The sequence below is a fragment of the Ramlibacter montanisoli genome, assembly GCF_013087525.1.
GTDB lineage: Bacteria > Pseudomonadota > Gammaproteobacteria > Burkholderiales > Burkholderiaceae_C > Ramlibacter > Ramlibacter montanisoli.
Genome location: NZ_JABFCS010000001.1, coordinates 554,550 through 576,919, shown reverse-complemented (window position 1 = coordinate 576,919; position 22,370 = coordinate 554,550). Strand labels below are relative to the sequence as shown.

Genomic DNA, 22,370 nt, shown 5'->3' with positions numbered 1-22,370 from the left:
TGCCTCCGGCAGCCCAGCCTGCGAGGCCCGACAGCCCTGAATCAGCTTATAGCCTGGAGTCATCAGGCCTCTGGGACAATCGCGCATGGCCATCAGCCAGTACCTCAAGGAAATCGGCCGCGGCAAGCAGGGCGCGCGTCCGCTCGCGCGCGAGCAGGCGGCCGACCTGTTCGGGCAGGTCCTGGACGGCGCCGTGAGCGACCTGGAGATCGGCGCCTTCTGCATCGCCATGCGCGTGAAGGGCGAGACGCCGGAGGAGATGTGCGGCTTCCTCGATGCGGCGCACGCCCGCCTGGACCGCGTTTCCTCCGCCAGCGGCAAGCCGGTCGTCGTGCTGCCGAGCTACAACGGGGCGCGCCGCCTGCCGGTGCTCACGCCCCTGCTGGCCGGCCTGGTGGCCCACAAGGGCCTGCCGGTCCTGATCCACGGCACCTCCACCGAATCGAGCCGCGTGTTCGTGCGCGACGTGCTGCACGCGATGGACGTGCAGCCTTCGGAGCACGCACCGGTGTTGCGCGACGGCCAGGTCGCCTTCGTGCCCACCGAGGTGCTGAGCCCCGGATTGAAGCGCCTGCTGGATGCCCGGCGCGCGATCGGCCTGCGCAACAGCGCGCACAGCCTGGTCAAGCTGATGAACCCGGTGGCCGGTCCGGCGGTGATCGTCAGCAGCTACACGCACCCGGAATACGCGGTGTCCATGGCCGCCGTGTTCGAGCTGACCGGCGCCACGGCATTGCTCTTGCGCGGCACCGAAGGCGAGGTGGTGGCCGATGCGCGCCGCCTGCCGCAGATGGATGGCTTCGTGCGCGGACGGCGCGTGCCGCTGCAGGAAGGCCGCAAGGGCACGCTCACCGACCTGCCCGGCCTGCCGAAGGAGGTGGATCCCGAGACCACCGCCGCCTACATCCGCGACGTCCTCCAGGGGCGTAAGCCAATCCCCGAATCGATGGCGCTGCAGGTGGAACACATCTTGCACCTGGCTGACGCATGAACACAGGCAAAGTCACCCTCGTCGGCGCCGGGCCCGGTGACCCGGAACTGCTGACCCTGAAGGCGCTGAAAGCGATCCAGGGCGCCACCGTGCTGCTGGTCGACGATCTCGTCAGCAACGAAGTCGTGGCGCATGCCCCGAAGGACGCGCGCATCGTCTACGTGGGCAAGCGCGGCGGCTGCAAGAGCACGCCCCAGGCCTTCATCGAGAAGCTGATGGTCATGGCCGCCCGCGAGGGCGAGAACGTCGTGCGCCTCAAGGGCGGCGACCCCTTCATCTTCGGCCGCGGCGGCGAGGAGGTGGAACACCTGCGCACCGCCGGCGTGCACGTGGAGGTGATCAACGGCATCACCTCGGGGCTGGCGGCCGCCACCTCCCTGGGCATGCCGCTGACGCACCGGGAACATGCACATGGGGTGGTCTTCCTGACCGGCCATGCCCAGAAAGGTGCGGAAGCCCTGGACTGGAAGTCGCTGGCAACGGCCGCGCGCGACGCCCGGCTGACGCTGGTGATCTACATGGGCGTGAGCAGCGCCGCGCGCATCCAGGCCGACCTGCTCACGGCCCTGCCACCCGACACGCCGGTGGCCATCGTGCAGCGCGCGTCGCAGCCCGACCAGCGCCATGCCGTGACCACGCTGGGCGAACTGGCCGCCACCGTGGAACGCGAGGCGCTCGCCAGTCCGGCGGTGATGGTGGTGGGCGACGTGGTGCGCTGCGTGGCGCTCGCCGGCGAAGCGGTCACCCGGCAGCGCGTCGCCTGAGACCTTGATAATGCGCGTCCATGACGGACGCGCCCTCCCCTTCGACCTTCGACGCCATCGTCATCGGCGCCGGTGCCGCCGGCCTGTTCTGCGCCGGGGTCGCCGGCCAGCTGGGGGTGAAGGTCCTGCTGGTGGACCATGGCGAGAAGGTGGCGGAGAAGATCCGCATCTCCGGCGGCGGCCGCTGCAACTTCACCAACCGCGACCTCGACCCGCGCGCGCCCCACAAGCACTTCCTGGGCGAGAACCCCAACTTCTGCCGCTCGGCGCTGGCGCGCTACACGCCGCAGGACTTCATCGCGCTGGTGGGCAGGCACGGCATCCCCTTCCACGAGAAGCACAAGGGCCAGCTGTTCGGCGACCGCTCCTCGGAGGACTTCATCCGCATGCTGCTGGCGGAGTGCGCGGCCGGCGGCGTGACGCACTGGCAGCCGTGCAGCGTGGCTTCGGTCGCCATGGCGGGGGAGCTGTACGAAGTGCAGACCAGCCGCGGCACCGTGCGCGCGAAGTCGCTGGTCATCGCCACCGGCGGCCTGTCGATCCCGAAGATAGGCGCCACCGATTTCGGCTACCGGATCGCCAGGCAGTTCGGCCAGCGCATCGTGGCGCCGCGTCCCGCGCTGGTGCCGCTCACCTTCGACGGCGAGGCCTGGGCGCCGTTCGCGCAGCTGGCCGGGCTGGCGCTGCCGGTGCGCATCGAGACCGGGGAGAAGAAGGAACGCATGGCCTTCGACGAGGACCTGCTGTTCACGCACCGGGGCCTGAGCGGCCCGGCCGTGCTGCAGATCTCCAGCTACTGGCGCGAAGGCCGGCCGCTGCGCATCGACCTCGCGCCGGGCCAGGACCTCGCGCAGGAACTCGGCGCCGCCAAGGCGCGCTCGCGCAAGCTGGTCGCCAACGAGCTGGCGCAATGGGTCCCCACCCGCCTGGCCGATGCCTGGACGCAGCAGGATCCTGCCTGGCAGCGCCCGGTGAACGAGGCGGGCGACAAGGCCCTGCAGCAGCTGGCGCAGCGCTTCTCGCGCTGGGAACTGGTGCCGACGGGGACCGAGGGCTATCGCAAGGCCGAAGTGACCGCGGGCGGAGTGGACACGCGCGACCTGTCCTCCCAGACGATGGAATCGACCCGCAAGGGCCTGTATTTCATCGGCGAGGTGGTGGACGTGACCGGCTGGCTGGGGGCTACAACTTCCAGTGGGCCTGGGCCAGCGCCCACGCCTGCGCGCAGGGCCTGGCGGCGGCGTAGCGCTCAGTGGCCGGCCTCGCGCCGGTAAAGCTCCAGCACGCGGGGCACGTAGCGCTGCGTCTCGCCATAGGGCGGCACCGCGCGGCCGTTGCGCAGCACCGCGGCCGGACCGGCGTTGTAGGCGGCCAGCGCCAGCGCAAGATCGGCGTCGAACATCGCCAGCAGGGACTTGAGGTAGCGTGCGCCCCCAGCACATTGGCGGCCGGATCGCGCGCATCGAGGACACCGAAGCGCCGCGCGGTTTCCGGCATGAGCTGCATCAGCCCGACCGCCCCCTTGTGCGACACCGCGTCGGCGTCGTAATTGGATTCGGCCTTGATGACGGCATGGAGCAGGCCCTCCGGAAGCCCCGTGTCCGCGGCAGCGGACGCGACCGGCAGGGCATAGCGTTCACGGGCCGGGTCGCTCCTCGTCGCAAGCTTCGTGGCCGGTACCTGTGTCCCGGGGCCACCCTCGGTCGCAAGGCGCCGGTAGCGGGAATCGCCGGGGATGTTGGTGAAATGCTCGACACCGTCGGCATCGGTGTACCCGAAGAGGTCGGCCCGAGCGCTGCCTGGAAAACCAAGCGAGCCCAGGCCGATGCCCGCGCCGAGCAGCACGGACAGGACGCATCCTCCGGAGCAAGCGAAGGTCTTCATGGCGATCAAGGCAGGAGCATACGATGCGCGGCGGCCGGCGGCATCTTGGCCCTGCCCGCCGCTGCGGAATTCCCCATGCACTTGATAGCATCCGGCGTGATGCGTGCGCCTTGATTTTCCTCAAGTCATGCGCGTGCGGGCTGCCTAGCATGCTTGTCATGAAGACCAGCTCGCCTCCCCATCGATCCGGGCACCGGGGCTTCACGCTGCTCGAGCTGCTGGTGGTCATGGTGATCCTGGGCCTGCTGGCCGGCTACGTCGGCCCCAAGTACTTCGCGCAGGTCGGCAAGTCGGAGACCAAGGCGGGCGCCCGGACGCAGATCGAGGCACTGGAAAAGTCCTTCGACATGTTCCGCCTGGACACCGGGCACTACCCGAGCAACGAACAGGGCCTGCAGGCGCTGGTCACGAAGCCGCCGAACGAGCCGAAGTGGAACGGGCCCTACCTGAAGAAGGCCGTCCCGCTGGATCCCTGGGGCCGGGCGTACATCTACAAGTTTCCCGGCGAGCACGGCGACTACGACATCCTCTCCCTGGGCAAGGACGGGCGGCCGGGCGGCGAGGGCGACAACGCGGACGTCACCAACCGGTAGGCCCAGTGCGATTCCAGCTCAAGGCTTTGCGCAAGGGCGAAGGCATCGTCGAGGCGGTGCTGGAGGCGCCGGGCGAGGCCGAGGCGATGCTGATGGCACGCGCGCAGGGCCTGCGTGTCCTTTCCATCAGCTCGCAGCAGGCCTGGTTCGCGGCACCGCGCAGGCGGGACCAGGCCTTCCCGCTGCCCTTGTTCGCCCAGGAGCTGGTGACCTTGCTGCGTGCCGGCCTGCCCCTGATCGAAGCCATCGAAAGCCTGGCCGAGAAGGAACAGCATGGGCAGCACAGGAAGGTGCTGGACCGCGTCGCGCGCGCACTGCACGAAGGGCAGTCCTTCTCCCAGGCGCTGGCGCAGGTCCCCTCCGCATTTCCCGAGCTCTTCATCGCCCTGGTGCGTTCCAGCGAACGCACGGGGAACTGCCGGAGACGCTGACCCGCTACATCGCCTACCACGTCCAGGTCGAGCACATCCGCAAGAAGATCGTGAGCGCGTCGATCTACCCGGCGCTGCTGCTGATCGTCGGGGGCGCGGTCATGCTCTTCCTGCTGGGTTACGTGGTGCCGAAATTCAGCCAGGTCTACGAGGACATCGGCCACAACCTTCCCTGGCTGTCGCAACTGCTGATGCTGTGGGGCAGGTTCCTGGCGGCGCACCAGGCGACGCTGGCCGTGGCCGCGGCCGCCGCGATCGCGCTGCTGGTCCTGGCCATCCGGCACGCCGGCGTGCGCGCCCGGCTGGGCGGCCTGCTGGCGCGCCTTCCGGCCGTGCGCGAGCGCGTGTTCCTGTACCAGCTGGCCCGCTTCTACCGATCCCTGGGCATGACCTTGCGCGGCGGCATTCCCATCCTGGTGTCGCTGGACATGGTGCAAGGGCTGTTGACGGGGACATGAGCGAACGCCTGCGGCAGGTGTCGACGCGCGTCAGCGAAGGGCAGCCCCTGTCCCGTGCGCTGCAGGAAGGCGGCCTGACGACGCCGGTCGCGCTGAAACTGCTGCGCGCGGGCGAGCGCTCGGGCAAGCTGGGGAGATGCTGGAGCAGGCCGCCGATTTCTACGACGAGGAAATGGCGCGCTGGGTGGAATGGTTCGTCAAGCTGTTCGAGCCGATCCTGATGACGGTGATCGGGGTCCTCATCGGCTTCATCGTCATGCTGATGTACCTGCCGATCTTCGAGCTGGCCAGCAGCATCCAGTAGCGCGCCCGCGCTTCACTGCGGCTTGTAGACGAACTTCCACTCCGAGTAGCTGTTCGCGCCCTCCCAGGCCCGGTCGGCCGGCCGGAAATTCGCGGTCTTGAGCGGCTTCTCCGGCGACAGGCTGTAGACGCCGAGGATCCCCCTGCCATCGGGCGTCCTCACCAGTCCCCACTCGGCCTTCCAGGTCATGGGGTCGACGAAGACCTTGCGCAGGTGCCGCCGGGTTCCCGGAAAGCGCGGATCCAGCAGCAGGTCGTCCAGTGTCGCAGGCAGCTGGCCGGCGGTGCCGGGCCCGGTCTGCGCATAGGCGCGGATCGCGCTGCGGAACTGTTCGCCGACGAACAGCAGCTCGCGCTCGCGCTCGCGCTTTTGCGCCGTGTGCCACACAGAAGCGGTCGCCGCCAGCACGGCACCCTGCACGGCGACCGCGAGCAGCAGGGCGATGTAGGTGAAGCCGCGCTGCTGCCCGGCGCGCTGCAGCGACCGCGCGGCGCCTACCATGTGCTGTACGCCTCGCCGGCCAGGGAATGGCCCGGGGCGCCGCTCTTCACGTCGTAGACGCCGCCGCTTTCCCGCTTCTCCGGCGGGATCAGCACCCAGGTGCTCGCGCTTTCGGTCACCGGATCCTCCGGCACCTTGCGCAGGTACTTCCTGGCGACCAATGCTTCCATGTTCGCCGGGTAGGCTCCCGTGTCGGCGTAGTGCTTGTCCAGCGCATCCCGGATCAGGGTCAGGTTCTCCTTGAGCACCGCTTCCTTGGCCCGGGTCACGCTGTGGAAGTAGCGCGGCACCGCCACCGCGAGCAGCAGCGCGATGATGCTCATGACCACGAGCAGTTCGATCAGCGTGAAGCCGGCGCGGCCCCTCGGCGTCTTCGATGAAGCCATCGCTCACCAGTCCTTGTAGGGCACGCCGTTGAGCCCGGCGCCGGGCGCCAGGGAATGGACGTCATAGACGTCGGCACCCTCGCGCGGTGCATCCGGCGGGCTCGCGTAGCTGCGCTTGCCCCAGGTGTCGGCGGCGCGGGCCTCGCCGTCCGGGAACAGGGGTCGCGCGGCAGCCGGCGCAGGAAATAGATCTTCTCCTGCTTGGGGCTGCGCGCATCCTCCACGCCCGTCACCAGCGCGTCGAGCGACGCCGGGTAGCCCGACTGGTCGGCGCTCTTTCGTATCCGGCCCTGGTCCACGGCGAGCTTGTAGGCATCGATGGCGGCGCGGATCTCGCGCAGCGCACCGTGCAAGGCCTGTTCCTTCTGCCGCCTGACGGCCAGTTCCGCCAGGGGCAGGCCGATGGTGGCAAGCACCGCCACGATGACCACCGTCACCATCAGCTCGATCAGCGTGAAGCCGCGCGAACCCCTGGCCTTCATGGCTGCAAGGCGATCGACAAGGGACCGCTCAGGCTGAACGGGACGGGGCTTCCATCCGGCCCCAGGGGCGACATGCTGGTCACCACGATCTGCGATTGCGGCGCCGGCGCCTTGACGCGGAAGGTCACGTTGAACAGGCGCCCCTGCCCCTGCGCGCCGTCGGCTCCGGGACGCGCCACGCTGACCGCCAGGCGCCCCCGCGCGCATCGACCGTGTGGTTGAAGCGGTTCTCGACGTTGCCCTGCTTGAGCAGGTCGCCCTCCTGCACGGTCACCACCTCCAGCGCATTCGGGTCGAAGCGCAGCGACAGCGCGGCGCCCGCCAGCGGCGACAGCGCGTTCGCCTGCACGCCCACCACGAACTGCTCGCCCACGCGGGCGCTGGTTGCGGCCTGCCAGCTCATTTGCAGCGGCTTGAGGGCGGCCGGCGCCGGCGACTGCACGGCGGGCGCGATCGCAACCGGGCTCTCCGCCGCCCGCGCCGCCGGCGGTTGCGCCGGGGCCTGCCGGCTTGCGGGCGCCGGCGCCACGGCGGCGGCGCCGGGCGCCGTGCCGGCTTGCAGGCCCGGCCGCTTGGCCTTCATGCTGAGTTCGGTGCCGGACCAGAACTCCATCTCCTGCGCATCGGGGCGCACCAGGTTGCGCACGATGCGCGGCGTGATGGACAGCACGATTTCGCTCTTCTGGCGTTCCTCGCGGGGCACGGAGAACAGGCGCCCCACGACCGGCATGTCCACCAGTCCCGGCAGGCCGCTGGCCGTCTTGCGCTCCTCGTCGCGGATCAGTCCCATCAGGACCTGGGTTTCGCCGTCCTTGAGCCGCAGCGAAGTGGTGATGGTGCGCGTGCCGATGCGGTAGGCGACCGAACCCGAATTGGTCTCCACCGATTCGCCGAGCGAGCTGACTTCCAGCGACAGCTTGATCGACACGTTGTCGTCGAGCAGGACCACGGGCTCGGCTTCCAGCTTCAGGCCGACGTCCAGGTACGAAATGGTCTCGGTCGTCACGGGGTTGGTGGAGCCGGGCGTGACGGTCGCCGTGATGACGGGCACCCGATCGCCCACCAGCACCCTCGCCCGGTCCCGGTTCTTGATGCGGATGCGGGGATTCGAGATGGTGTTGGCGATGCCGCTGTCCGACCTCAGCCGCAACAGCATGGTGGCGTTGATGCCGATGCGCGAGCCGCTGGTGTGCTGCCGGAACGGCAGGTCGTTGACCGTGATGCTCCTCGGATCCTGCACCAGCCAGGTGAAGGTGTCGGGCCAGTTCACGCCCAGTTCGAGGGCGCGCGTGCGGTTGATCTCGAGGACCTCGATCTCCAGCACCACCTCGGGATCGGCCAGGTCCTGGGTCCTGATCACCTTCTCGGCCAGGCGGATGGCTTCGGGCGTGTCGCGCACGAGGATCATGTTCAGCCGGTCGTCCACGTGCAGGTCCTTGAGCTTGAGGATGCTCTTGAGGACCACCGCCGTCTGCTTGGCTTCGCTGTTGACCAGGTAGAAGGCGCGCACCACCAGGTCCTGGTATTCGCGGATCTTCTGCGGCGTGTGGGGATAGATCAGGACGGAGTTGTCGGACAGCACCTTCTTCTCGAGCTGGCTCTGGACCAGCGTCAGGTCGATGGCGTCCTCGACGGCCACGTTGCGCACGTAGATCGTGACCTTGGTGTCGCTCTTGATGTCCTTGTCCAGGATGAAATTGATGCCGCTCACGCGGGACAGCACGTCGAACACCATCTTCAGGTTGGCATCGCGGAACTCCAGGCTCACCGGCTTCGTCAGGCGCGACCTGAGCTGCGCCGGGACCATGCCTTCCGCGGCGCGCAGGCGCTCGACCTGCGCGAGCACCTCCAGAGCGCCCGGGTGCCTGGCGCTCTGCGCGAGGACCTTCAGCGCCTGGCTTTCCGCCTGCTCCTGGTCGCCGTTCTTGAGCGCCGCCTGCGCCTGGCGCACCATCTCGCCGTGCAGGTCGCGCTTCTCGAGCAGCCGCAGGCCCTCGGCGGCGCGGGGATCGCCCGGGGAAACCGCGAGCACCCTGCGGTACTGCTCTTCCGCCTCGCGCGCGTCGCCGGCCAGGCGCGCACTCTCCGCCGCAGCCAGCAACTGCACCGCGACGCGCTCGCGGGTCGTCAACAGGCGCATCCGCAGCTGCAGGTTGCCGGGATCGGCCCTGGCAGCCTCCTCCAGCTTGCTCAGGCCCTGCTCGTAATGTCCGTCCACGATCAGCGCCAGGCCCTCGCGGTCCGGCACGGGGCCGGCACAGGCGGCCAGCACGAGTGCCGCCGCCATCAGGCAGCGTCGCCCGGGAATCCGCCGCATGGCCGTTCTCCAGTTCATCGGTTCTCTCCCACCGCCATCGTCTGCACCTCGTTCAGCGGCAGGTACACGAGCGTCAGCTGGCCCGGTTCCACCTTCTCCAGCCGGTACGTTTCGTCGATCACGTCGCCCTCGGATGCCAGGTAGGCCCGTCCACCCTTGACCAGGAAGACCGCCGGCCGTTCGACATCGAACAACCGGCCCATGAAGACGAAGGGCAGCGGCGGCGCGCTCGGCTTGACCGGTGGGGGTGGCGGCGGCGGCGGCGGCGGCGGGGGCGGCGGCGGGGGGGGCGCCATCTTCCAGGTCTTGGCGGGAAACAGTTCGCCGGCCGGCGGCTGCGGCGCGCGCGCCAGCTTCAGCGCCTCCAGTTCCTGCAGCAGCGCCGGACGCACGGAAGGCGGTGGCACCTCCGGCGTGGCAGCCACGGCATGGCTGGAGCGGTCCTTGCGGCTGTCGTCGCCTGCGCTGCCCGCGTAATGATCCAGCGCGGCCCATGCGACGCCGGACAGGGTCACGAGGAGGAGCAGCCTGGCCGTCTTCTTCATGATGCCGGCCGCAGGTACAGCGTGAGGCGGATGCGCGCCTCCACCTGGGTCTCCGAAATGCTGCGCCGCTCGAAGGTCAGTTCGTCCAGTGCCAGCGCCGGCACCGCCTTCAGCGCGGCAGCCACGAAGGCGCGGACCTGCGTATAGGCGCCGCGCACCGGCAGGGTGATGCGGTACTGCACCAGGCCGGTCTGGCGGTCCGTGACGACCGCATACTCCCCGCGCGACAACTGCAGTCCGCTGTCCCGGGCGGCCGCGAACATGTGGGCGAGGGGTTCGGGGTCCTCGGTGTGCAGCAGGGAACACCGCGTAGAACGCCCGCAACTGGCCCGCCGGCGAGTGATCCGGCGCCGCCGCTCGCGCTGCCGCCGTCCGCAGGATCTTCTGTGCCGCGGCGGCCTTGGCCCGCTGCTCCTTGAGCTCCTGCCAGGAGGGCCACAAGGTCGACGCGGCCAGGCTCAGGCTGAATGCCAGCAAGGCGATGCCGATCACACCCGGGCGGCCGAGTCTCTGCAGCGTTTCGGAAAGCACCAGGCGAAGGATGGCCATGGCTACGAACCCCACGCAGCCGACAGGCTGAAACGCAGCGGCCGCTCCGGCTCGCTGTCCTGGATCTCGTGCTCGACCAGCACCACCTGCGTGAAGGCCCGGCTTTGCTTCAGGACGCGCAGGTAGGCAAGCATGGCGTCGGGCCCTCTCGCCTCGGCCTGGATGCGCATGGTGCGTTTCCTGGTGTCCGGGGTGAGCGCCAGCAGCGCCACGTCCGGTTCATCGATGGCCTCCAGCGTGAGGAACAGTCTCTCCCCGGGACCGGCCAGGTGGCCCACGACCGCACGGGCGCCGGCGATGGCCTCGGTCTCCGAAGTCACGCCGCGTGGCAGCACGCCCGCGTCGCGTTTCGCCCGGGCCCCGGGCGCCGCGGCGGCGAGGCCTTCCAGTTCCTGCTGGATCGTCGCCTGCGCACCGATGGCCAGCGCCATCACCAGGGCGCCGGCCGCGAACAGGCTCCAGCCCAGCTTGCCACCGGGCCGCTTGCGTTCGAAATCGAGGGACAGGGGACGCATGGGATCAGGCCAGGCTGGCTGCCAGTTCGCACGCGCCGCCACGTGCCGGTACCGGGCCGGCCAGCGCCCTGGCTTCGATCACCCGCGGCGCCGCACCGAGGACCGGGGGCAGGACCAGGCCCTGCCTGTGCGCGGCATGGACGTAGACGGGCGGCGCCGCCTCCCCCTGCAGGTCGGCCAGCGCAGCTCCCGCGCCAGCAGGGACGCAAGCGCCTGCGCGGGCTCGGGCGCCGCGGCCGTGCTGACATGGCACCACCGGCCGCCCTGCGCCGCGACGATGCACGCACGGCCGGTCTCGAGCAGCATGAACACGAAGTCCTGGCCGGTGTGCGCCCGTGCCACCCGGTTGTAGGCGGCCATCAGGTAAGGCTGGATCGACGCCAGCCGCATGCGCGTCGGGGCCACCGTCGTGCGGATGGACTCGAGCAGCGGCCGGTCCACCGCCGCCGCCAGCCGCGGCGCGCCCGCGCGTTCCGCCGAGACGATCACATCCCACTGCGCGGACCCTTCGCCATGGATCTCCTCGAACATCGCTGCCGCGTAGTTGCGCAGTTCCTCCGCGCTGGCGATCCGCGCGCTCCAGGGCACCAGCAGGTAGCGCACGAAATGGTTGGACAGCACGACGTCGAGCGCTCCCGTGCCGGCCCCGGGCGTCGCGAGGAAGCGCTCCAAGGCGGCGACCGCCGCCTGCCACGGCGGGCCATCTCCTTCGCCGGCGAGCGTCTCGGAAAAACCGAAGGCGGCGCGGCGGCGCCAGCCCCTCGCGGGCCGGACCACCTGCAGCTGGTCCGGGCACAGGACGGCGCAGGACTTGTCAGGCCACAAACGTGACACGATTGACCTCCTGCAGTGTGGTCCGCCCGTCCCGTGCCAGCGCCAGCGCCGACTCGCGCAGGAAATGCGTGCCCTTGGCGCGCGCCACTTCCTTGAGGCGGCTGACCGGCTGGCGTTCGACGATGAGCTGGCGGATCTCGTCGTCCAGGATCAACATCTCCGCGATCGCCGTGCGGCCGCGATAGCCCGTGCCGCGGCAGTGGTCGCAGCCCTTGCAGCGGATCAGGCGCCAGCCGCTGGTGTCCTCGCGCTCCAGGCCCGACTTGGCGAGCAGCTCCGCATCGGGCGTGTGGCCGGTGGCGCAGCGAGGGCAGGACAGCCGCAGCAGGCGTTGCGCCACGATGGCGTTGAGCGCCGAGACCAGGCTGTACGAATCCACGCCCAGCTGCATGAAGCGCCCGATGACGTCGAACACGTTGTTGGCGTGGATCGTGGTGTAGACCAGGTGGCCGGTCAGCGCCGACTGCACGGCGATCTGCGCGGTTTCGGAATCGCGGATTTCGCCGACCATGATCTTGTCCGGGTCGTGCCGCAGGATGGAGCGCAGTCCGCGGCCGAAGGTCAGGCCCTTCTTCTCGTTGACGGGGATCTGCAGGACGCCGGGCAGCTGGTATTCCACCGGGTCCTCGATCGTCACGATCTTCTCGCGCCGGGTGTTGACCTCGGTGATCATCGCGTACAGCGTGGTGGTCTTGCCGCTGCCGGTCGGGCCGGTCACCAGCAGCATGCCGTGCGGCTCGTCCGACAGCCTGCGCAGGGTGCGCACCGTCGGCTCGTCGAAACCCAGGTTGTTGATGCGCACGCCCTGCAGCTGCTCGGCGAGTTCCTGCTTGTCCAGGATGCGCAGCACCGCGTCTTCCCCGAAGATGCTGGGCATGATCGACACGCGGAAGTCGATCTGCCGCGCCCCGATGCCCACCTTGAAGCGGCCGTCCTGCGGCACCCGGCGCTCGGCGATGTCCAGCTCCGCCATCACCTTGATGCGCGAGATCACCTGCTCGGCCAGTTCCACGCCCTGGATGGCGCCGGCGTGATCGAGCACCCCGTCGATGCGGTAGCGGATCACCATTCCACTCGCCGTCGTCTCGAGGTGCACGTCGCTGGCATGGATGCGATAGGCGTCGTACAGGGTCGAATTCACCAGGCGCACGACCACGCTGGAGCTCTCGCTGATCTTGCTGAGGGACAGTCTTTCAACGGGGTCCTCGACGGTCGATGCGCCCGCGATGCTGCCGCCCATGCTGTCGATGGCCCGGGTCTGTTCCTCCAGCCGCCCGAGGTAGGCCGTCAGGTCGGCCGCGTGGGTCAGGCGCACCGGCAGGCTGCGCAGTCGCTCGTCCAGCCAGGCCTTGCGCTCAAGGTCGAAGGGATCGGCGACCACCGCGCACCGATCGCCGCAGGGCATGCGCACCGCCACGGCCTGGCGCTGCAGCGCCTCGGTCAGCGGCACCCGGTCCAGCAGTGCCTCGGACGCGAAGAACACGTCGCCCTGGAGCACGGGATAGTCGAGTGCATCGCCCAGCCGCGCGATGAATTCCGTCCGCTCCAGGCCGGCCAGCCGTTCGAGCTCCGCCATCACGCCGAGTCCGGACTCCGCCGCCAGCTTCCGCGCCTCGCGGATCGCCTGCCGGTCGATGACTGACGCGCGCCCGCCCGGCGGAGGCGAAGCACCGACAGCATTTGCCAGCAGAGTGGCAGTCATCTTTCCTTCCTCCGCTCACTGGGGACAACAGGAAATCACGAACCCGACCCAGTAACAAACGTAAGTCCAGGACCCGGGTCGCGACTTGACCATCGTCAAGCGCGAACCATTCATCCCGGGCCTCCCCTCACAAGGGGAGGAGGATCTCGACCTTGCCCGCGCCCCGCAGCCGCTCGGCCTCCTTCTCGATGGCTGCATTGGCCTTGCGCTGCTCCAGGTATGTGCGTATCTGCGCGCGCGCCTGCTCCTCCTGAACGATCACCTCCGGGATCACGGCTTCCACCTTGAGGATGTGGAAACCCTCGGGCGTGCTCACGAGCCCGGAGACCTGGCCCGCCGCCAGCGCAAAGGCGGCGTCCTCGATCGGCTTGGCGCGCTGGCCCCTGGCGAACGGCTCCATCTCGCCGCCCCATTGCCGGGTCGGCGCCTCGGAATGCAGGCGCGCGAGTTGCTCGAAGTCTCCGCCCCCGCGTGCCGCCTTCAGCACCTCCTCGGCGCGGCCGCGGCTGGCCGCGCGCTCCTGGGCGCCTGCCGGCGCTGCCACCCGGATGAAGATCTCGCGCCCCCGGACCTGTTGCGCGCGCCTGAACTGCCCGGGGTTCTCCAGGTAGAAGCGGTGCACTTCCTGGTCGCTGACCGTCGCCTCCCGGGCCCCCACGCTGTTGGCGTACTTGGTGGCCGAAACCTGCTTGCGCACCAGCATCCGGTAGCTCTCGGGCGTGTACCCCTCGACCCGGAGGCGCCGCTCGAACGCCTCCTTGGTCTTGAACTGTCCCAGCGTGGACTGGAACGCCTGTTCGACCTCCTGCTGGCTGGCCACGGCGCCGGCGGCCTGTGCCTGCTGCCAGAACAGTTCCTGCTCGATCAGCCGGTCCAGCACGGCCCGCTTCATCTGCTTGACGCGCTCGGGATTGCGGATCTGCAGCAGGTTGAGCCTGCGCTGCCGGAGCTCTTCGTCGAAGGTTCGCTCCAGCTGCTCCTGCGCGATGCCCGCCCCGTTGACCCGCGCCGCCAGGATGCCTTGCGCCTGCGCCTGCGCCTGCGCCACGCCCAGCACCAGCGCCAGCGGCAGCAACAGCCTGGCGATGTTGAATCCCTGCATCGTCATCTCCCGTTCACGGCAACGCCAGGAAGCCACCGACCTGGCTGAAGTTCCTGGCCTTGAGATCGACCGCCACCACGTAGCCACCCAGCGCACCGACGCGACGGCTGGCGTTGAAGCTCACCGCGGGGACCAGGCCCGGCTCGAAGCCCTGGACGGACTCCAGGGCCGCCACCAGCTTCTCGCGCGTCAGGTCCCGCCCCACGCGCTTGAGCGTCTCGGCCAGCAGCACGGCGCTGCTGTAGGCCGGGACCTGGGTGGTCTGGTGGCCGCGCACGAGCGCGCTCCCCTTGAAGAGGGCGGCGTACTGGCGCAGTGCCTCGGGCTTCTGGTCGGCGGGCACCGTGGGATAGGCCAGCAGGATGCGGCCGTCGAATGCGGCCGGCAGTTCCAGCACCGCACGGGGCGCCAGCGGCCCGGGCAGCAGCAGATACGGCGGGCGACCGGCTTCGGCGAGTTGCCGCGCCAGCGCGGCGACGTCGACGCCGGGTCCCAGCAGGAACACCGCTTCGGCGCCGCGCGCCTTGAGCGTCCTGGCCAAGGCCGCGGCGTCCGTTGTGCCCGGCCGGAAGGCGACGCGATCGAGCCTGCTCCAGCCCTGGTTCTTCAGCCGCTGCCCGAGCGCATCCGCCAGCGCCGCGCCGGCGGGGCCGTCCGGGTGCAGGAGCACCGCAGGCATCGCCCTCGCCTTCGGCTCGCGCCCCAGGTGCAGCGCCAGCACCTCGGCCAGTTCGCCGATGCCTGACAGGAGATGGAACACCTGCTGGTTGCTGCTGCGGGGGTCGGCGCCGAACAGCGAGAGCGGGCCCACGACCGGGATCCTGCTTTCGTTCGCCAGCCGGCCGAGCTCGTCCTCCAGGCCCGCCGCGAACGGCGACAGCAGGGCGAACACGTCGCCCTGCGCCACCAGCTTGCGCAAGGCGCTCCTGGCGGCGTCGGGATCGTCGCTCGCGTAGTCGGCGCTGACCAGTTCCAGCCTGCGGCCATGGATGCCGCCGCCGGCGTTGATCTCGTCGAGGTGCGCCTGCAGGATGCCCTTGACCGCCTGGCCCAGTTCGGCGAAGCGCCCGGCGCCGGGCAGCAGCGTGCCCAGCCTCAAGGTGTCGCTGCCGACGCCGGGGTCCTGCTGCAGCTCGAGCACCTTCATGTAGGCCAGCAACGCCTTCCAGTCGCGGCCGCTGATCCTGAAGCGGGGCATGGACGCGTCGAGCGGATTGCCGGCGGCGTCCACGCCGTCCACGATGGCGCGCCGGAGGGAGGCTTCGTCGAACGGCGGATGGCGGCGGCCGTTGTCATGCGCATGGCCGTAGGACTTGGTCAGTTCCGACCAGGTGATGTTGACGGGACGGATGCCTCCTTCCGGCCGCCCGCGCCCGTCGGCCCCATGGCAGTTGCCGCAACGCACCGCCGGACCCGGCAACTGTTGCTGCCCCATCCCGATGCGGCCGGTAAAGGCATCGCCGAAAGCGCTCTCGCCTTCCAGGTACAGGCGGCGGCCGGCCTGCTGCTCCGCTGTCAGCGTGGGGCCGGCATGGAGCGGCTGCGCCCAGGCCAGCAGCGAAGCGGCGAGCACGGCAGCGGCGCAGCGCAGTCCGGACAGCAGGGCTGCACGCACGCCGGCTCCCTTCAGTTGGCCGCCGGGCCCGGCCCGGGCCCGGGAGGCTTGCCGGTGGCGATGAGGCGCGCGGCCTCGGCGATGGCCTTGGGCGGCAGGTTGGGCAACATCCTGCGCATGCGCCTGGCATCGACGTCCATGATGTACAGGACCGTGGCATGCCCCTCCACGTTCTCCGAGAAGGCACCCAGGCGCTTGAGGATCAGGTCGACCTCGCTCTTGCGACCAGTCAGGAAGGACCAGCCCGCCACGTCCGCGCCCTGCTTCTGCGCGAAGGCCTTGAGCGCCTGCGGCGTGTCGCGCGCCGGATCGCTGGTGATCGTGACGAAGAACACCTGCTTGCCGAACGCATCGCCCAGCTCCTCGCGCACCTGCAGCAGCTGCCGGGTGATCAGGGGGCAGGCGTCGGTGCAGGTCGTGTAGGCCACGTTCAGCACCACCGTCCTGCCCTTGAGCGCATCGGAATAGAACTTCAGCCGCTGTCCGTCCTGGTTCCTCAGGTCGGCCTCGGTGAAGTACACGCGGGGGTCGCGCGTGCCGGTCGAGGCAGGCCGCGGGATGGCCGAATCCGCGGCCGCGCGCGGGCCGGCCGCGGGCTCGGTGTGCGCAAGCGCCGCCGGTGCCAGGAGCGTCGTGGCCAGTGCGGCCAGCAGCAAGGGGTTTCGCATCGCTTGCGTCCTTCCTAGTGGCGCGTCGCCAGCGGCGCGCCGCGGCGCGCGGCCTGCAATTGCCCGAGCCGGGCCATGATCTGCTCCGAGCCGGGGAAGCCGAACAGGCGTGTCCATTCGCCGCTGCGCGGATCGCCCACCAGCACCACGGCCGGATGGTCGGCGACGTTGGGCGTGTACACGTCGAAGGCGGTCAGCACTTCGTCCACGGCCTGCTTGCTGCCGGTGAGGAAGCTCCAGCCCGGCCCGGCCCCGTACTGCGCCGAGAACTCCTTGAGCCGCATCGGCGTGTCGCGCAGCGGGTCGACCGTGACCGAGAGCAGCACCACCTCGCGGCCGGCGCGATCGCCGAGCCGCTGCTGCAGGTCGGCGAACAGCGCCGACTGCACGGGGCACACGGTGGTGCAGGTCGTGTAGACGAAGTTGACCAGCACCAGCCGGTCGGCCACGAAGTCGGACTTGAAGCGTGCCGCCCTGCCATGCTGGTCGGTGAGCACGGTGTCGGGAAGCTTGACCCGCACCGAGCTCGGCGCGCTGGCAGCCGCCTGGTGCTGCCGGTGCCGGGACGCGTCGTGCGCCCGCGCGCCGGCCGTGGCCGTGGCGAGCACCAGTGCCGTGATCAGGGCGAGTGTCGTGCGCATGGCGTCAACCCTTGCCGGGAACCGCGCTTCGCGTGGCCGCCGCCGGTGTCGCCATCAGCGTGAAGTACGGCAGCTTGCCGTAACCCATGTCCAGGGACGGCACGCCGACGTGCACATAGTAGGCACCGGGCTGCGCCAGCTGCACCCGGGCCTCGTACACGCCGTCGCCGATTTCCTTCACCGGCGCCTCGCTGCGGCCGCGCCCCGGGGCCAGGTAGTACAGGACGCGCGCGTCCTTGATGCCGGCCTTGGCCAGCCGGGTGGCGGGGTCGATCAGCTTGAACCGCAGTGCCAGGGGAGCGCCGGCTGCCGCCTTGCGGGAGCGCTGGTCGAATTCCACCGCCAGGGGCTCGAGCGTCCTGGCCACCAGCGGATTGGCCTTGGCCTCCATGGAGAAGCAGTGCAGCAGCTTCGGGCCGTTCAGCATGAAGGCCACGTCGTACTTGCCGGGCACCGGCATCCTGACCCGCCCGGCGTACACCCCGGGTTCGACTTCCTTCAGGCTGCGGTCCACCACCGTCACGGCGCGCGGACTCGAACCGTGGACCCGGTAGTTGCTGGACGGGGCGTTCATGCCTTCCATGTAGTAGTAGGTCGAGCCGTCGGCGGGGTTGACCACGAACACGGTGCCCTCGTTGGCGGCGGCCGCCACCGAGTCGGCGATCACCAGGTTGCCGGCCATGCTGGGCGGCGTCGCTCCGGCGGCGAAGCTCTGCACGGTGGCGGTCTTGCCCTTGCCCAGGCTGGACAGGTTGATCATGCTCACGCGCTCCGAGCCGAGGGCGCGCACGAACGCGAAGGTCTTGCTGTAGGTGATCTGGTAGGGCTGCGCCGGGATCGGCACCTCCTGCACCAGTGCGTTGCTGGCGGTGTCCAGCACGTGCACCCTGTTTTCCGCCGTGTTCACCACCAGCGCGAAACGGCCGTCCGGCGTGACCTTCAGCGGGCCCAGGCCGGGCTTGGCCGTCACGCGTGCCGCCACCGCGAGCTTCTCCGTGTCGATCACGGTGACGACACCGTCCTTGCCGTCGGCGACGTAGAGCCGGCGCGAGAGCGTGGAGTAGTCCAGCGACAGCGGCATGGTGCCGGTCCGGATGTCCTTGAGCTTGCTGCGCCGGGCGACGTCGATCACGCTCACGGTGCCGTCCTGGCGGTTGCTCACGAAGGCGTGGCGGCTGTCCGCCGTGAACGCGATCTCGTGATGGCCCGCGCCGGTGGCAATGAAGCCGGCCGGCTTGAGGCTGGCGGTGTCGATCACCGTCACGCCGCTGTCCTTCGCCTCCGCCGCGTTGTTGCCGATCCACAGGTAGCGCTGGTCGGGCTGCAGGGCGATGCGCACCGGATCCTTGCCGGCCGCCACGTTGCCGGTCACCTTGAAGTTGTCGGTTTCGATCACCGCCACCTCGCCTGCCTTGGGCATGGTCACGAACAGCTGGCGCGTGTTGTCGTGCCGGGCCCAGTCCGCGCCGGGGCGCTTGAGCAAGGTGGTGGCGAAGGTGCTCGTCACGCCGCCCATGGTCACCAGCGGATCCACCACGGAGATGCTGGCGTCGTTGTTCATCAGCACGACGAAGTAGCTGTTCAGGTCGAGCATCGGCCGCATGCCGACCACGCCCTTGAGATAGAGCGACACCTTGTCCTTGCAGGACTTCTGGTCGCTGCCGGCGCGGTTCTCCATGACGTGCGCCATGTCCATCCAGGCGCCGGGGACCACGCCGCGCACCGGCTGGCCGCTCGCTTCGTCGCTGATGCGGAAGCGCACGTCGGCGATGTCGCCTTCCATCAGCTCCCTGGCCTGCTTTTCCACGGGCCGGGCCGAGAACTGCACCACCACGCCATTGCGCACGAGGCGGCGGTCGCTGTCGGCATCCGCCGTCGCGGCCGGTGCATCCGCCGCTGCCGCCAGACGCACAAAAAGCGCAACGCATGCGCCCGCGGAAAGAGCCCTTGGCAATCGCTGCAGCTTCATCGAAAACTCCCCTCTGCTCTTGTGAGAAGCCCCGCCGGGGCGCGCGCGCCGCCGGCGGGGTCCTGCTGCTTCCTACTTCACGCGGATGACACTCCAGACGCCGCTGGCGTTGCCGAACGCGCCCTGGTCGCGCACCAGGTAATCGCCGACCACGCCGTTGCCGCCACCTGCGCTGGGCAGGACGATGTCGAAGTGGCTGGAGGGCGTCCAGCTTTCCTGGCCGGAGGTGGCGAAGCCGTGCGGGTTCACGCCCAGTGCGCGGGAGCCGACCGACGTCATCAGGCAGGCACCGGTCAGGCCGTTGCGCGCTTCGCCCGGGCAGATGTACGGATCGCGCTGCCACACGTGCCCGTGCACTGCCAGGGTGGAGCCACGGGAGGTGCCGTGCGGGTTGGTGATGTGCAGCCGCGTCTGCTGGTTGCGGTTGGCCTGGAACACCGGCGTCACCGGATCGCCTCCCACCCCGGCCAGCGAGTTGCTGTAGGCCAGTTCGGGGTTGGCGATGCCGCCATAGCAGCCAGGGCAGTTGCCGAAGGGCGCCTGCGGCAGGATGCCGAAGCGGAACCACAGGGGCTCGGTGCCGTAGTTCAGCAACATGCCGGAGGCTTCCTGGCTGTCCTCGGGGATGCCCACGCCCTCGCCGTTGATGTGCTCCACCGGCGTCCCGTCACGGTAGTAGTGGGTGTTGCCCTTCGTCAGCACCAGCGAGAAGTCGCGGAAGGTGCTGGCACCGGCCGTGACCGTCGCCTGGGCACGCGTGGCCCGCGTGCCGGCGCCGTTCTGGTGGTCGAACACCTGCGTGTTCTCGACCCAGCTCGCGCCTGGCGGGTGCACCACCATGGCACCGACGAGCGACTTGGCACCCTGCTTCACGGTGTCAGAGGGCAGCAGGCTGAAGCCGCCGAACTCGATCGGTGTCGGAACGAGGGCAACCTCCCCGTTGAGCGGCGTGCCGCCCAGGTCACCCACGTACCAGCGGTAAAACGTGCCGCCGCCGGCGGGAGCCGCAAGCTGGCCGCGCACCGGGTTGGCCCCTACGATCCGGCCGGAGTCCTGGGTCACGTCCAGCGCCACCAGTTGGGGGTGGATGCCGACGTAGCTGGAAGGACGGATCAGGTTCTGGTTGAACGTGGTCGAACCCTGGTCGTTGCCCGCGCCGCGGTCGCGCTTCACGATGCCCTGCAGCGTGCTGTACGTGGCCAGGTCCGGCACCAGCGCAGGCAGCCTGTTCTCCAGCTGCACATGCACGCATTCGCCGGCCGCGGCACGGATCACCACCGGCTCGAGCGGGACGCCGGGCTTGAGCTTGCCCCTGCCCTGGCCGGGACCCGTGGTGATGACATCGTCACGGTTCACGAACAGGATCGCGGTCGGGTCGTGCAGCGGTCCCTGGTGCGTCACGTTGACCACCGTGCCGTCCTCGTTGACGAAGTTGCCCGTCACCGTGGTGTTGCGGTGGTTGTACACCAGCGTGCCACCGGCCGGGTTCACGGGGGCCCCCACGTGCATGGTGCCGACCGGGCCTTGCGGGGCCACGGTGACTCCCAGCGGGTTGCCCAGCAGGTCGCTGGCCAGGGCAGCCGTGATGAAGTACCTGCGGATCGGCGCGTTGCTCGGGCAGGCCCCGTTGAAGTTCTGCTGGTTGGCGATCCTGACCGGGCCGGTGCCGGCGCCGGGCAGCTTGAACAGGTCGGCGCGTTGCTGCTCATAGGTGCGCAGCAAGCCCCACATGCCGCTCCACCAGCCGTCGTTGGACGCATCCATCGAGTAGGCGTAGTCCGCCAGCTGGCCGCGAGCGAGGTCCACCGGCAGGATCGGGGTCCTGAGCGAGAACTGCTCGGAAATGCCGCTGGCCTGCGCATTGCGCCAGCCGGAGTTGGGCGCCATGCCATGGCCCGAGCCCGCCTGCAGCCACTTGACGCCGAGGATGGTGGCGTTGTGCTCCTCCTCGTGCCCGCCGGCCTGCACCTTCACCCGCACGATGTCGCCCTGGTAGGAGCGCATCATGGGCGTGAAGGGGTCGCCGCCCGTGAAGCCGGCAGCGTTGATGTGCGGCGGGAACCTGGTGCCATGGATCACGGTGTTGCCGTCAGGCATGACGTTGAGCTGCGGGATCTTCCGGTCGGTGCGCGACTGCAGCGCGAAGGCGAGGTCGCCCGGCAACCCGTCGGCCTGCATGCCCGGCTTGCCGTCCGGGCCGATCTTGGCCGGGTCGTACACCCGCATCGCCACCGGCTCCATGCGGTAGTTCACGACCAGCACGCCCGGGTCCTGCACGTCGATCGCCTGCGGGCAGGGTCGCGACGGACAGAAGTTGTTCAGCGGGTCGTCGGCCGTGCTCTTGAGTTCCAGCACGAGGTCGGGGAACACCGGGGTAATCTGCTTGCGCGCCGGCGGATTGATGGCGAAGCGGAATGCATTCGCCGTGGTGCCGTCGAACTGCGGGTTGCCGGCGTTCACCACCACCGGCGGCAGGCCGGGGCCGGTGCCCGCCAGCGGCAGGCCGTCCTGCCCGGCGCCCATGTACACGCCGGCTTCGTAGGCGTGCTGGAAGTCGCTGAACTCGAAGTAGAACTCCCGGTAAGGCGTCAGCGCCTCGCTCTTGACGGTGCTGCCGCCAGGCGCGGCCGCGGGCGTGAGGATCGCCGCCTGCCAGCTGGTCGGCCCGCCGTCGCTGAACTGCGTGCCGTCGCTGGTGGTATCGGTGCGCGCAGGCGCGCCGCTCACCGGGTCGTAACCCAGTTGCGCACCGGTTTCGTTCATCACCCAGCGCGAGCCCGCCGGCTCGGTGAGCAGGGTCGAATAGAGACCGATCTGCTGGTGGGTCGACGGACCGTAGTGGTCGTGCGTGAAGACGATGCCCAGGCCGCGGTCCACGCCTTCGGTGTTGACGATCGGGTCGGTGAACCAGCGTTGCAGCGTGGTGCGCGCGCCCTTCCACTCGTCCTGGAAGCGGCCGCCCAGTTGCGCGGCAACCTTGCCCCAGTACGGGTGGTCCTTCGCCACCGGGCAGGCGCCCGTGCCATCCCGCGGGTCGCCGGAGTCGGCGCCGACGCAGGCGTTGAACGCGCGGATCGCATGGATGCGCTCGCGGATCACGCTCGCGGCCATGGTGCCGT

General features: G+C 69.8%; 17 protein-coding genes and 5 pseudogenes. 6 read left to right on the top strand and 16 right to left on the bottom strand.

What is annotated here, in order from left to right:
* Positions 1-85: 85 nt before the first annotated feature.
* From ybiB to HK415_RS02980, 3 genes and pseudogenes are all read left to right on the top strand, one after another.
* Complete coding sequence (gene ybiB / locus HK415_RS02990) at positions 86-991, top strand: DNA-binding protein YbiB (RefSeq protein WP_171556717.1); 906 nt, start codon at positions 86-88, stop codon at positions 989-991.
* On the top strand, positions 988-1,755 hold the full coding sequence (gene cobA, locus HK415_RS02985) for a uroporphyrinogen-III C-methyltransferase (protein WP_171556716.1): 768 nt from the start codon (positions 988-990) through the stop codon (positions 1,753-1,755). Before ybiB ends, cobA begins: the two co-directional genes overlap by 4 nt.
* A gap of 20 nt (positions 1,756-1,775) precedes the next feature.
* Positions 1,776-3,001: pseudogene (locus tag HK415_RS02980) on the top strand (BaiN/RdsA family NAD(P)/FAD-dependent oxidoreductase).
* A gap of 3 nt (positions 3,002-3,004) precedes the next feature.
* Here the strand turns inward: HK415_RS02980 and HK415_RS02975 are convergent.
* Positions 3,005-3,639, bottom strand: a pseudogene (locus tag HK415_RS02975) (lytic transglycosylase domain-containing protein).
* Between the two features lie 158 nt (positions 3,640-3,797).
* On the opposite strand from HK415_RS02975, the gene gspG reads away from it, so the two are divergent.
* From gspG to HK415_RS26805, 3 genes and pseudogenes are all read left to right on the top strand, one after another.
* Positions 3,798-4,232, top strand: a complete 435-nt coding sequence (gene gspG / locus HK415_RS02970; protein ID WP_171556715.1) for a type II secretion system major pseudopilin GspG — start codon at positions 3,798-3,800, stop codon at positions 4,230-4,232.
* 86 nt (positions 4,233-4,318) lie between these two features.
* Positions 4,319-5,121, top strand: a pseudogene (locus HK415_RS23750) (type II secretion system F family protein).
* Positions 5,118-5,425, top strand: a pseudogene (locus tag HK415_RS26805) (type II secretion system F family protein). Before HK415_RS23750 ends, HK415_RS26805 begins: the two co-directional pseudogenes overlap by 4 nt.
* Before the next feature lie 12 nt (positions 5,426-5,437).
* Here the strand turns inward: HK415_RS26805 and HK415_RS02960 are convergent.
* The 15 genes and pseudogenes from HK415_RS02960 to HK415_RS24360 all read right to left on the bottom strand — a co-directional run bounded on the left by HK415_RS02960 (position 5,438) and on the right by HK415_RS24360 (position 22,362).
* A complete protein-coding gene (locus HK415_RS02960) occupies positions 5,438-5,926 on the bottom strand; it encodes a type II secretion system protein (RefSeq protein WP_171556714.1) in 489 nt (162 codons plus the stop codon).
* The gene (locus tag HK415_RS02955; protein WP_171556713.1) at positions 5,920-6,312 is read right to left on the bottom strand and encodes a type II secretion system protein; all 393 of its coding nucleotides are present in this window, start codon (positions 6,310-6,312) and stop codon (positions 5,920-5,922) included. The genes HK415_RS02960 and HK415_RS02955 overlap by 7 nt, the downstream gene beginning before the upstream one ends.
* Before the next feature lie 3 nt (positions 6,313-6,315).
* Positions 6,316-6,794: pseudogene (locus HK415_RS02950) on the bottom strand (type II secretion system protein).
* A gap of 124 nt (positions 6,795-6,918) precedes the next feature.
* Positions 6,919-9,129: a secretin GspD/PilQ domain-containing protein gene (locus HK415_RS02945; protein ID WP_171556712.1), complete on the bottom strand. Its 2,211-nt coding sequence runs from the start codon at positions 9,127-9,129 to the stop codon at positions 6,919-6,921.
* On the bottom strand, positions 9,126-9,656 hold the full coding sequence (locus tag HK415_RS02940; RefSeq protein WP_171556711.1) for a secretion system X translation initiation factor: 531 nt from the start codon (positions 9,654-9,656) through the stop codon (positions 9,126-9,128). The genes HK415_RS02945 and HK415_RS02940 overlap by 4 nt, the downstream gene beginning before the upstream one ends.
* The gene (locus tag HK415_RS02935; RefSeq protein WP_171556710.1) at positions 9,653-9,919 is read right to left on the bottom strand and encodes a hypothetical protein; all 267 of its coding nucleotides are present in this window, start codon (positions 9,917-9,919) and stop codon (positions 9,653-9,655) included. The genes HK415_RS02940 and HK415_RS02935 overlap by 4 nt, the downstream gene beginning before the upstream one ends.
* Before the next feature lie 288 nt (positions 9,920-10,207).
* Positions 10,208-10,720, bottom strand: a complete 513-nt coding sequence (locus HK415_RS02930) for a pilus assembly protein (protein ID WP_171556709.1) — start codon at positions 10,718-10,720, stop codon at positions 10,208-10,210.
* 78 nt (positions 10,721-10,798) lie between these two features.
* Positions 10,799-11,554, bottom strand: coding sequence for a hypothetical protein (locus HK415_RS02925; protein WP_171556708.1), 756 nt, complete (start codon positions 11,552-11,554; stop codon positions 10,799-10,801).
* The gene (locus HK415_RS02920; protein ID WP_216369718.1) at positions 11,535-13,130 is read right to left on the bottom strand and encodes a GspE/PulE family protein; all 1,596 of its coding nucleotides are present in this window, start codon (positions 13,128-13,130) and stop codon (positions 11,535-11,537) included. Before HK415_RS02920 ends, HK415_RS02925 begins: the two co-directional genes overlap by 20 nt.
* A 253-nt stretch (positions 13,131-13,383) precedes the next feature.
* Complete coding sequence (locus HK415_RS02915; RefSeq protein WP_171556706.1) at positions 13,384-14,331, bottom strand: peptidylprolyl isomerase; 948 nt, start codon at positions 14,329-14,331, stop codon at positions 13,384-13,386.
* A gap of 40 nt (positions 14,332-14,371) precedes the next feature.
* Positions 14,372-15,973: an ABC transporter substrate-binding protein gene (locus HK415_RS02910; protein WP_171556705.1), complete on the bottom strand. Its 1,602-nt coding sequence runs from the start codon at positions 15,971-15,973 to the stop codon at positions 14,372-14,374.
* Positions 15,974-15,984: 11 nt separating this feature from the next.
* Positions 15,985-16,641 carry an SCO family protein gene (locus tag HK415_RS02905; protein WP_171556704.1) on the bottom strand — a complete coding sequence of 219 codons (657 nt, stop codon included), beginning with the start codon at positions 16,639-16,641 and terminating at the stop codon, positions 15,985-15,987.
* A gap of 14 nt (positions 16,642-16,655) precedes the next feature.
* Positions 16,656-17,282, bottom strand: a complete 627-nt coding sequence (locus HK415_RS02900; RefSeq protein WP_171556703.1) for an SCO family protein — start codon at positions 17,280-17,282, stop codon at positions 16,656-16,658.
* 4 nt (positions 17,283-17,286) lie between these two features.
* Positions 17,287-19,194, bottom strand: a complete 1,908-nt coding sequence (locus HK415_RS02895; RefSeq protein WP_309246555.1) for a cytochrome D1 domain-containing protein — start codon at positions 19,192-19,194, stop codon at positions 17,287-17,289.
* 129 nt (positions 19,195-19,323) lie between these two features.
* Complete coding sequence (locus HK415_RS24360) at positions 19,324-22,362, bottom strand: hypothetical protein (RefSeq protein ID WP_253261742.1); 3,039 nt, start codon at positions 22,360-22,362, stop codon at positions 19,324-19,326.
* Positions 22,363-22,370: the final 8 nt, after the last annotated feature.

Coding starts and splice junctions, on each gene's coding strand:
- ybiB (WP_171556717.1), top strand. CDS start 86: ATGGCCATCAGCCAGTACCTCAAGGAAATCGGCCGCGGCAAGCAGGGC.
- cobA (WP_171556716.1), top strand. CDS start 988: ATGAACACAGGCAAAGTCACCCTCGTCGGCGCCGGGCCCGGTGACCCG.
- gspG (WP_171556715.1), top strand. CDS start 3,798: ATGAAGACCAGCTCGCCTCCCCATCGATCCGGGCACCGGGGCTTCACG.
- HK415_RS02960 (WP_171556714.1), bottom strand. CDS start 5,926: ATGGTAGGCGCCGCGCGGTCGCTGCAGCGCGCCGGGCAGCAGCGCGGC.
- HK415_RS02955 (WP_171556713.1), bottom strand. CDS start 6,312: ATGGCTTCATCGAAGACGCCGAGGGGCCGCGCCGGCTTCACGCTGATC.
- HK415_RS02945 (WP_171556712.1), bottom strand. CDS start 9,129: ATGAACTGGAGAACGGCCATGCGGCGGATTCCCGGGCGACGCTGCCTG.
- HK415_RS02940 (WP_171556711.1), bottom strand. CDS start 9,656: ATGAAGAAGACGGCCAGGCTGCTCCTCCTCGTGACCCTGTCCGGCGTC.
- HK415_RS02935 (WP_171556710.1), bottom strand. CDS start 9,919: ATGTTCGCGGCCGCCCGGGACAGCGGACTGCAGTTGTCGCGCGGGGAG.
- HK415_RS02930 (WP_171556709.1), bottom strand. CDS start 10,720: ATGCGTCCCCTGTCCCTCGATTTCGAACGCAAGCGGCCCGGTGGCAAG.
- HK415_RS02920 (WP_216369718.1), bottom strand. CDS start 13,130: ATGGCGGAGCTCGAACGGCTGGCCGGCCTGGAGCGGACGGAATTCATC.
- HK415_RS02905 (WP_171556704.1), bottom strand. CDS start 16,641: ATGCGAAACCCCTTGCTGCTGGCCGCACTGGCCACGACGCTCCTGGCA.
- HK415_RS02900 (WP_171556703.1), bottom strand. CDS start 17,282: ATGCGCACGACACTCGCCCTGATCACGGCACTGGTGCTCGCCACGGCC.
- HK415_RS24360 (WP_253261742.1), bottom strand. CDS start 22,362: ATGGCCGCGAGCGTGATCCGCGAGCGCATCCATGCGATCCGCGCGTTC.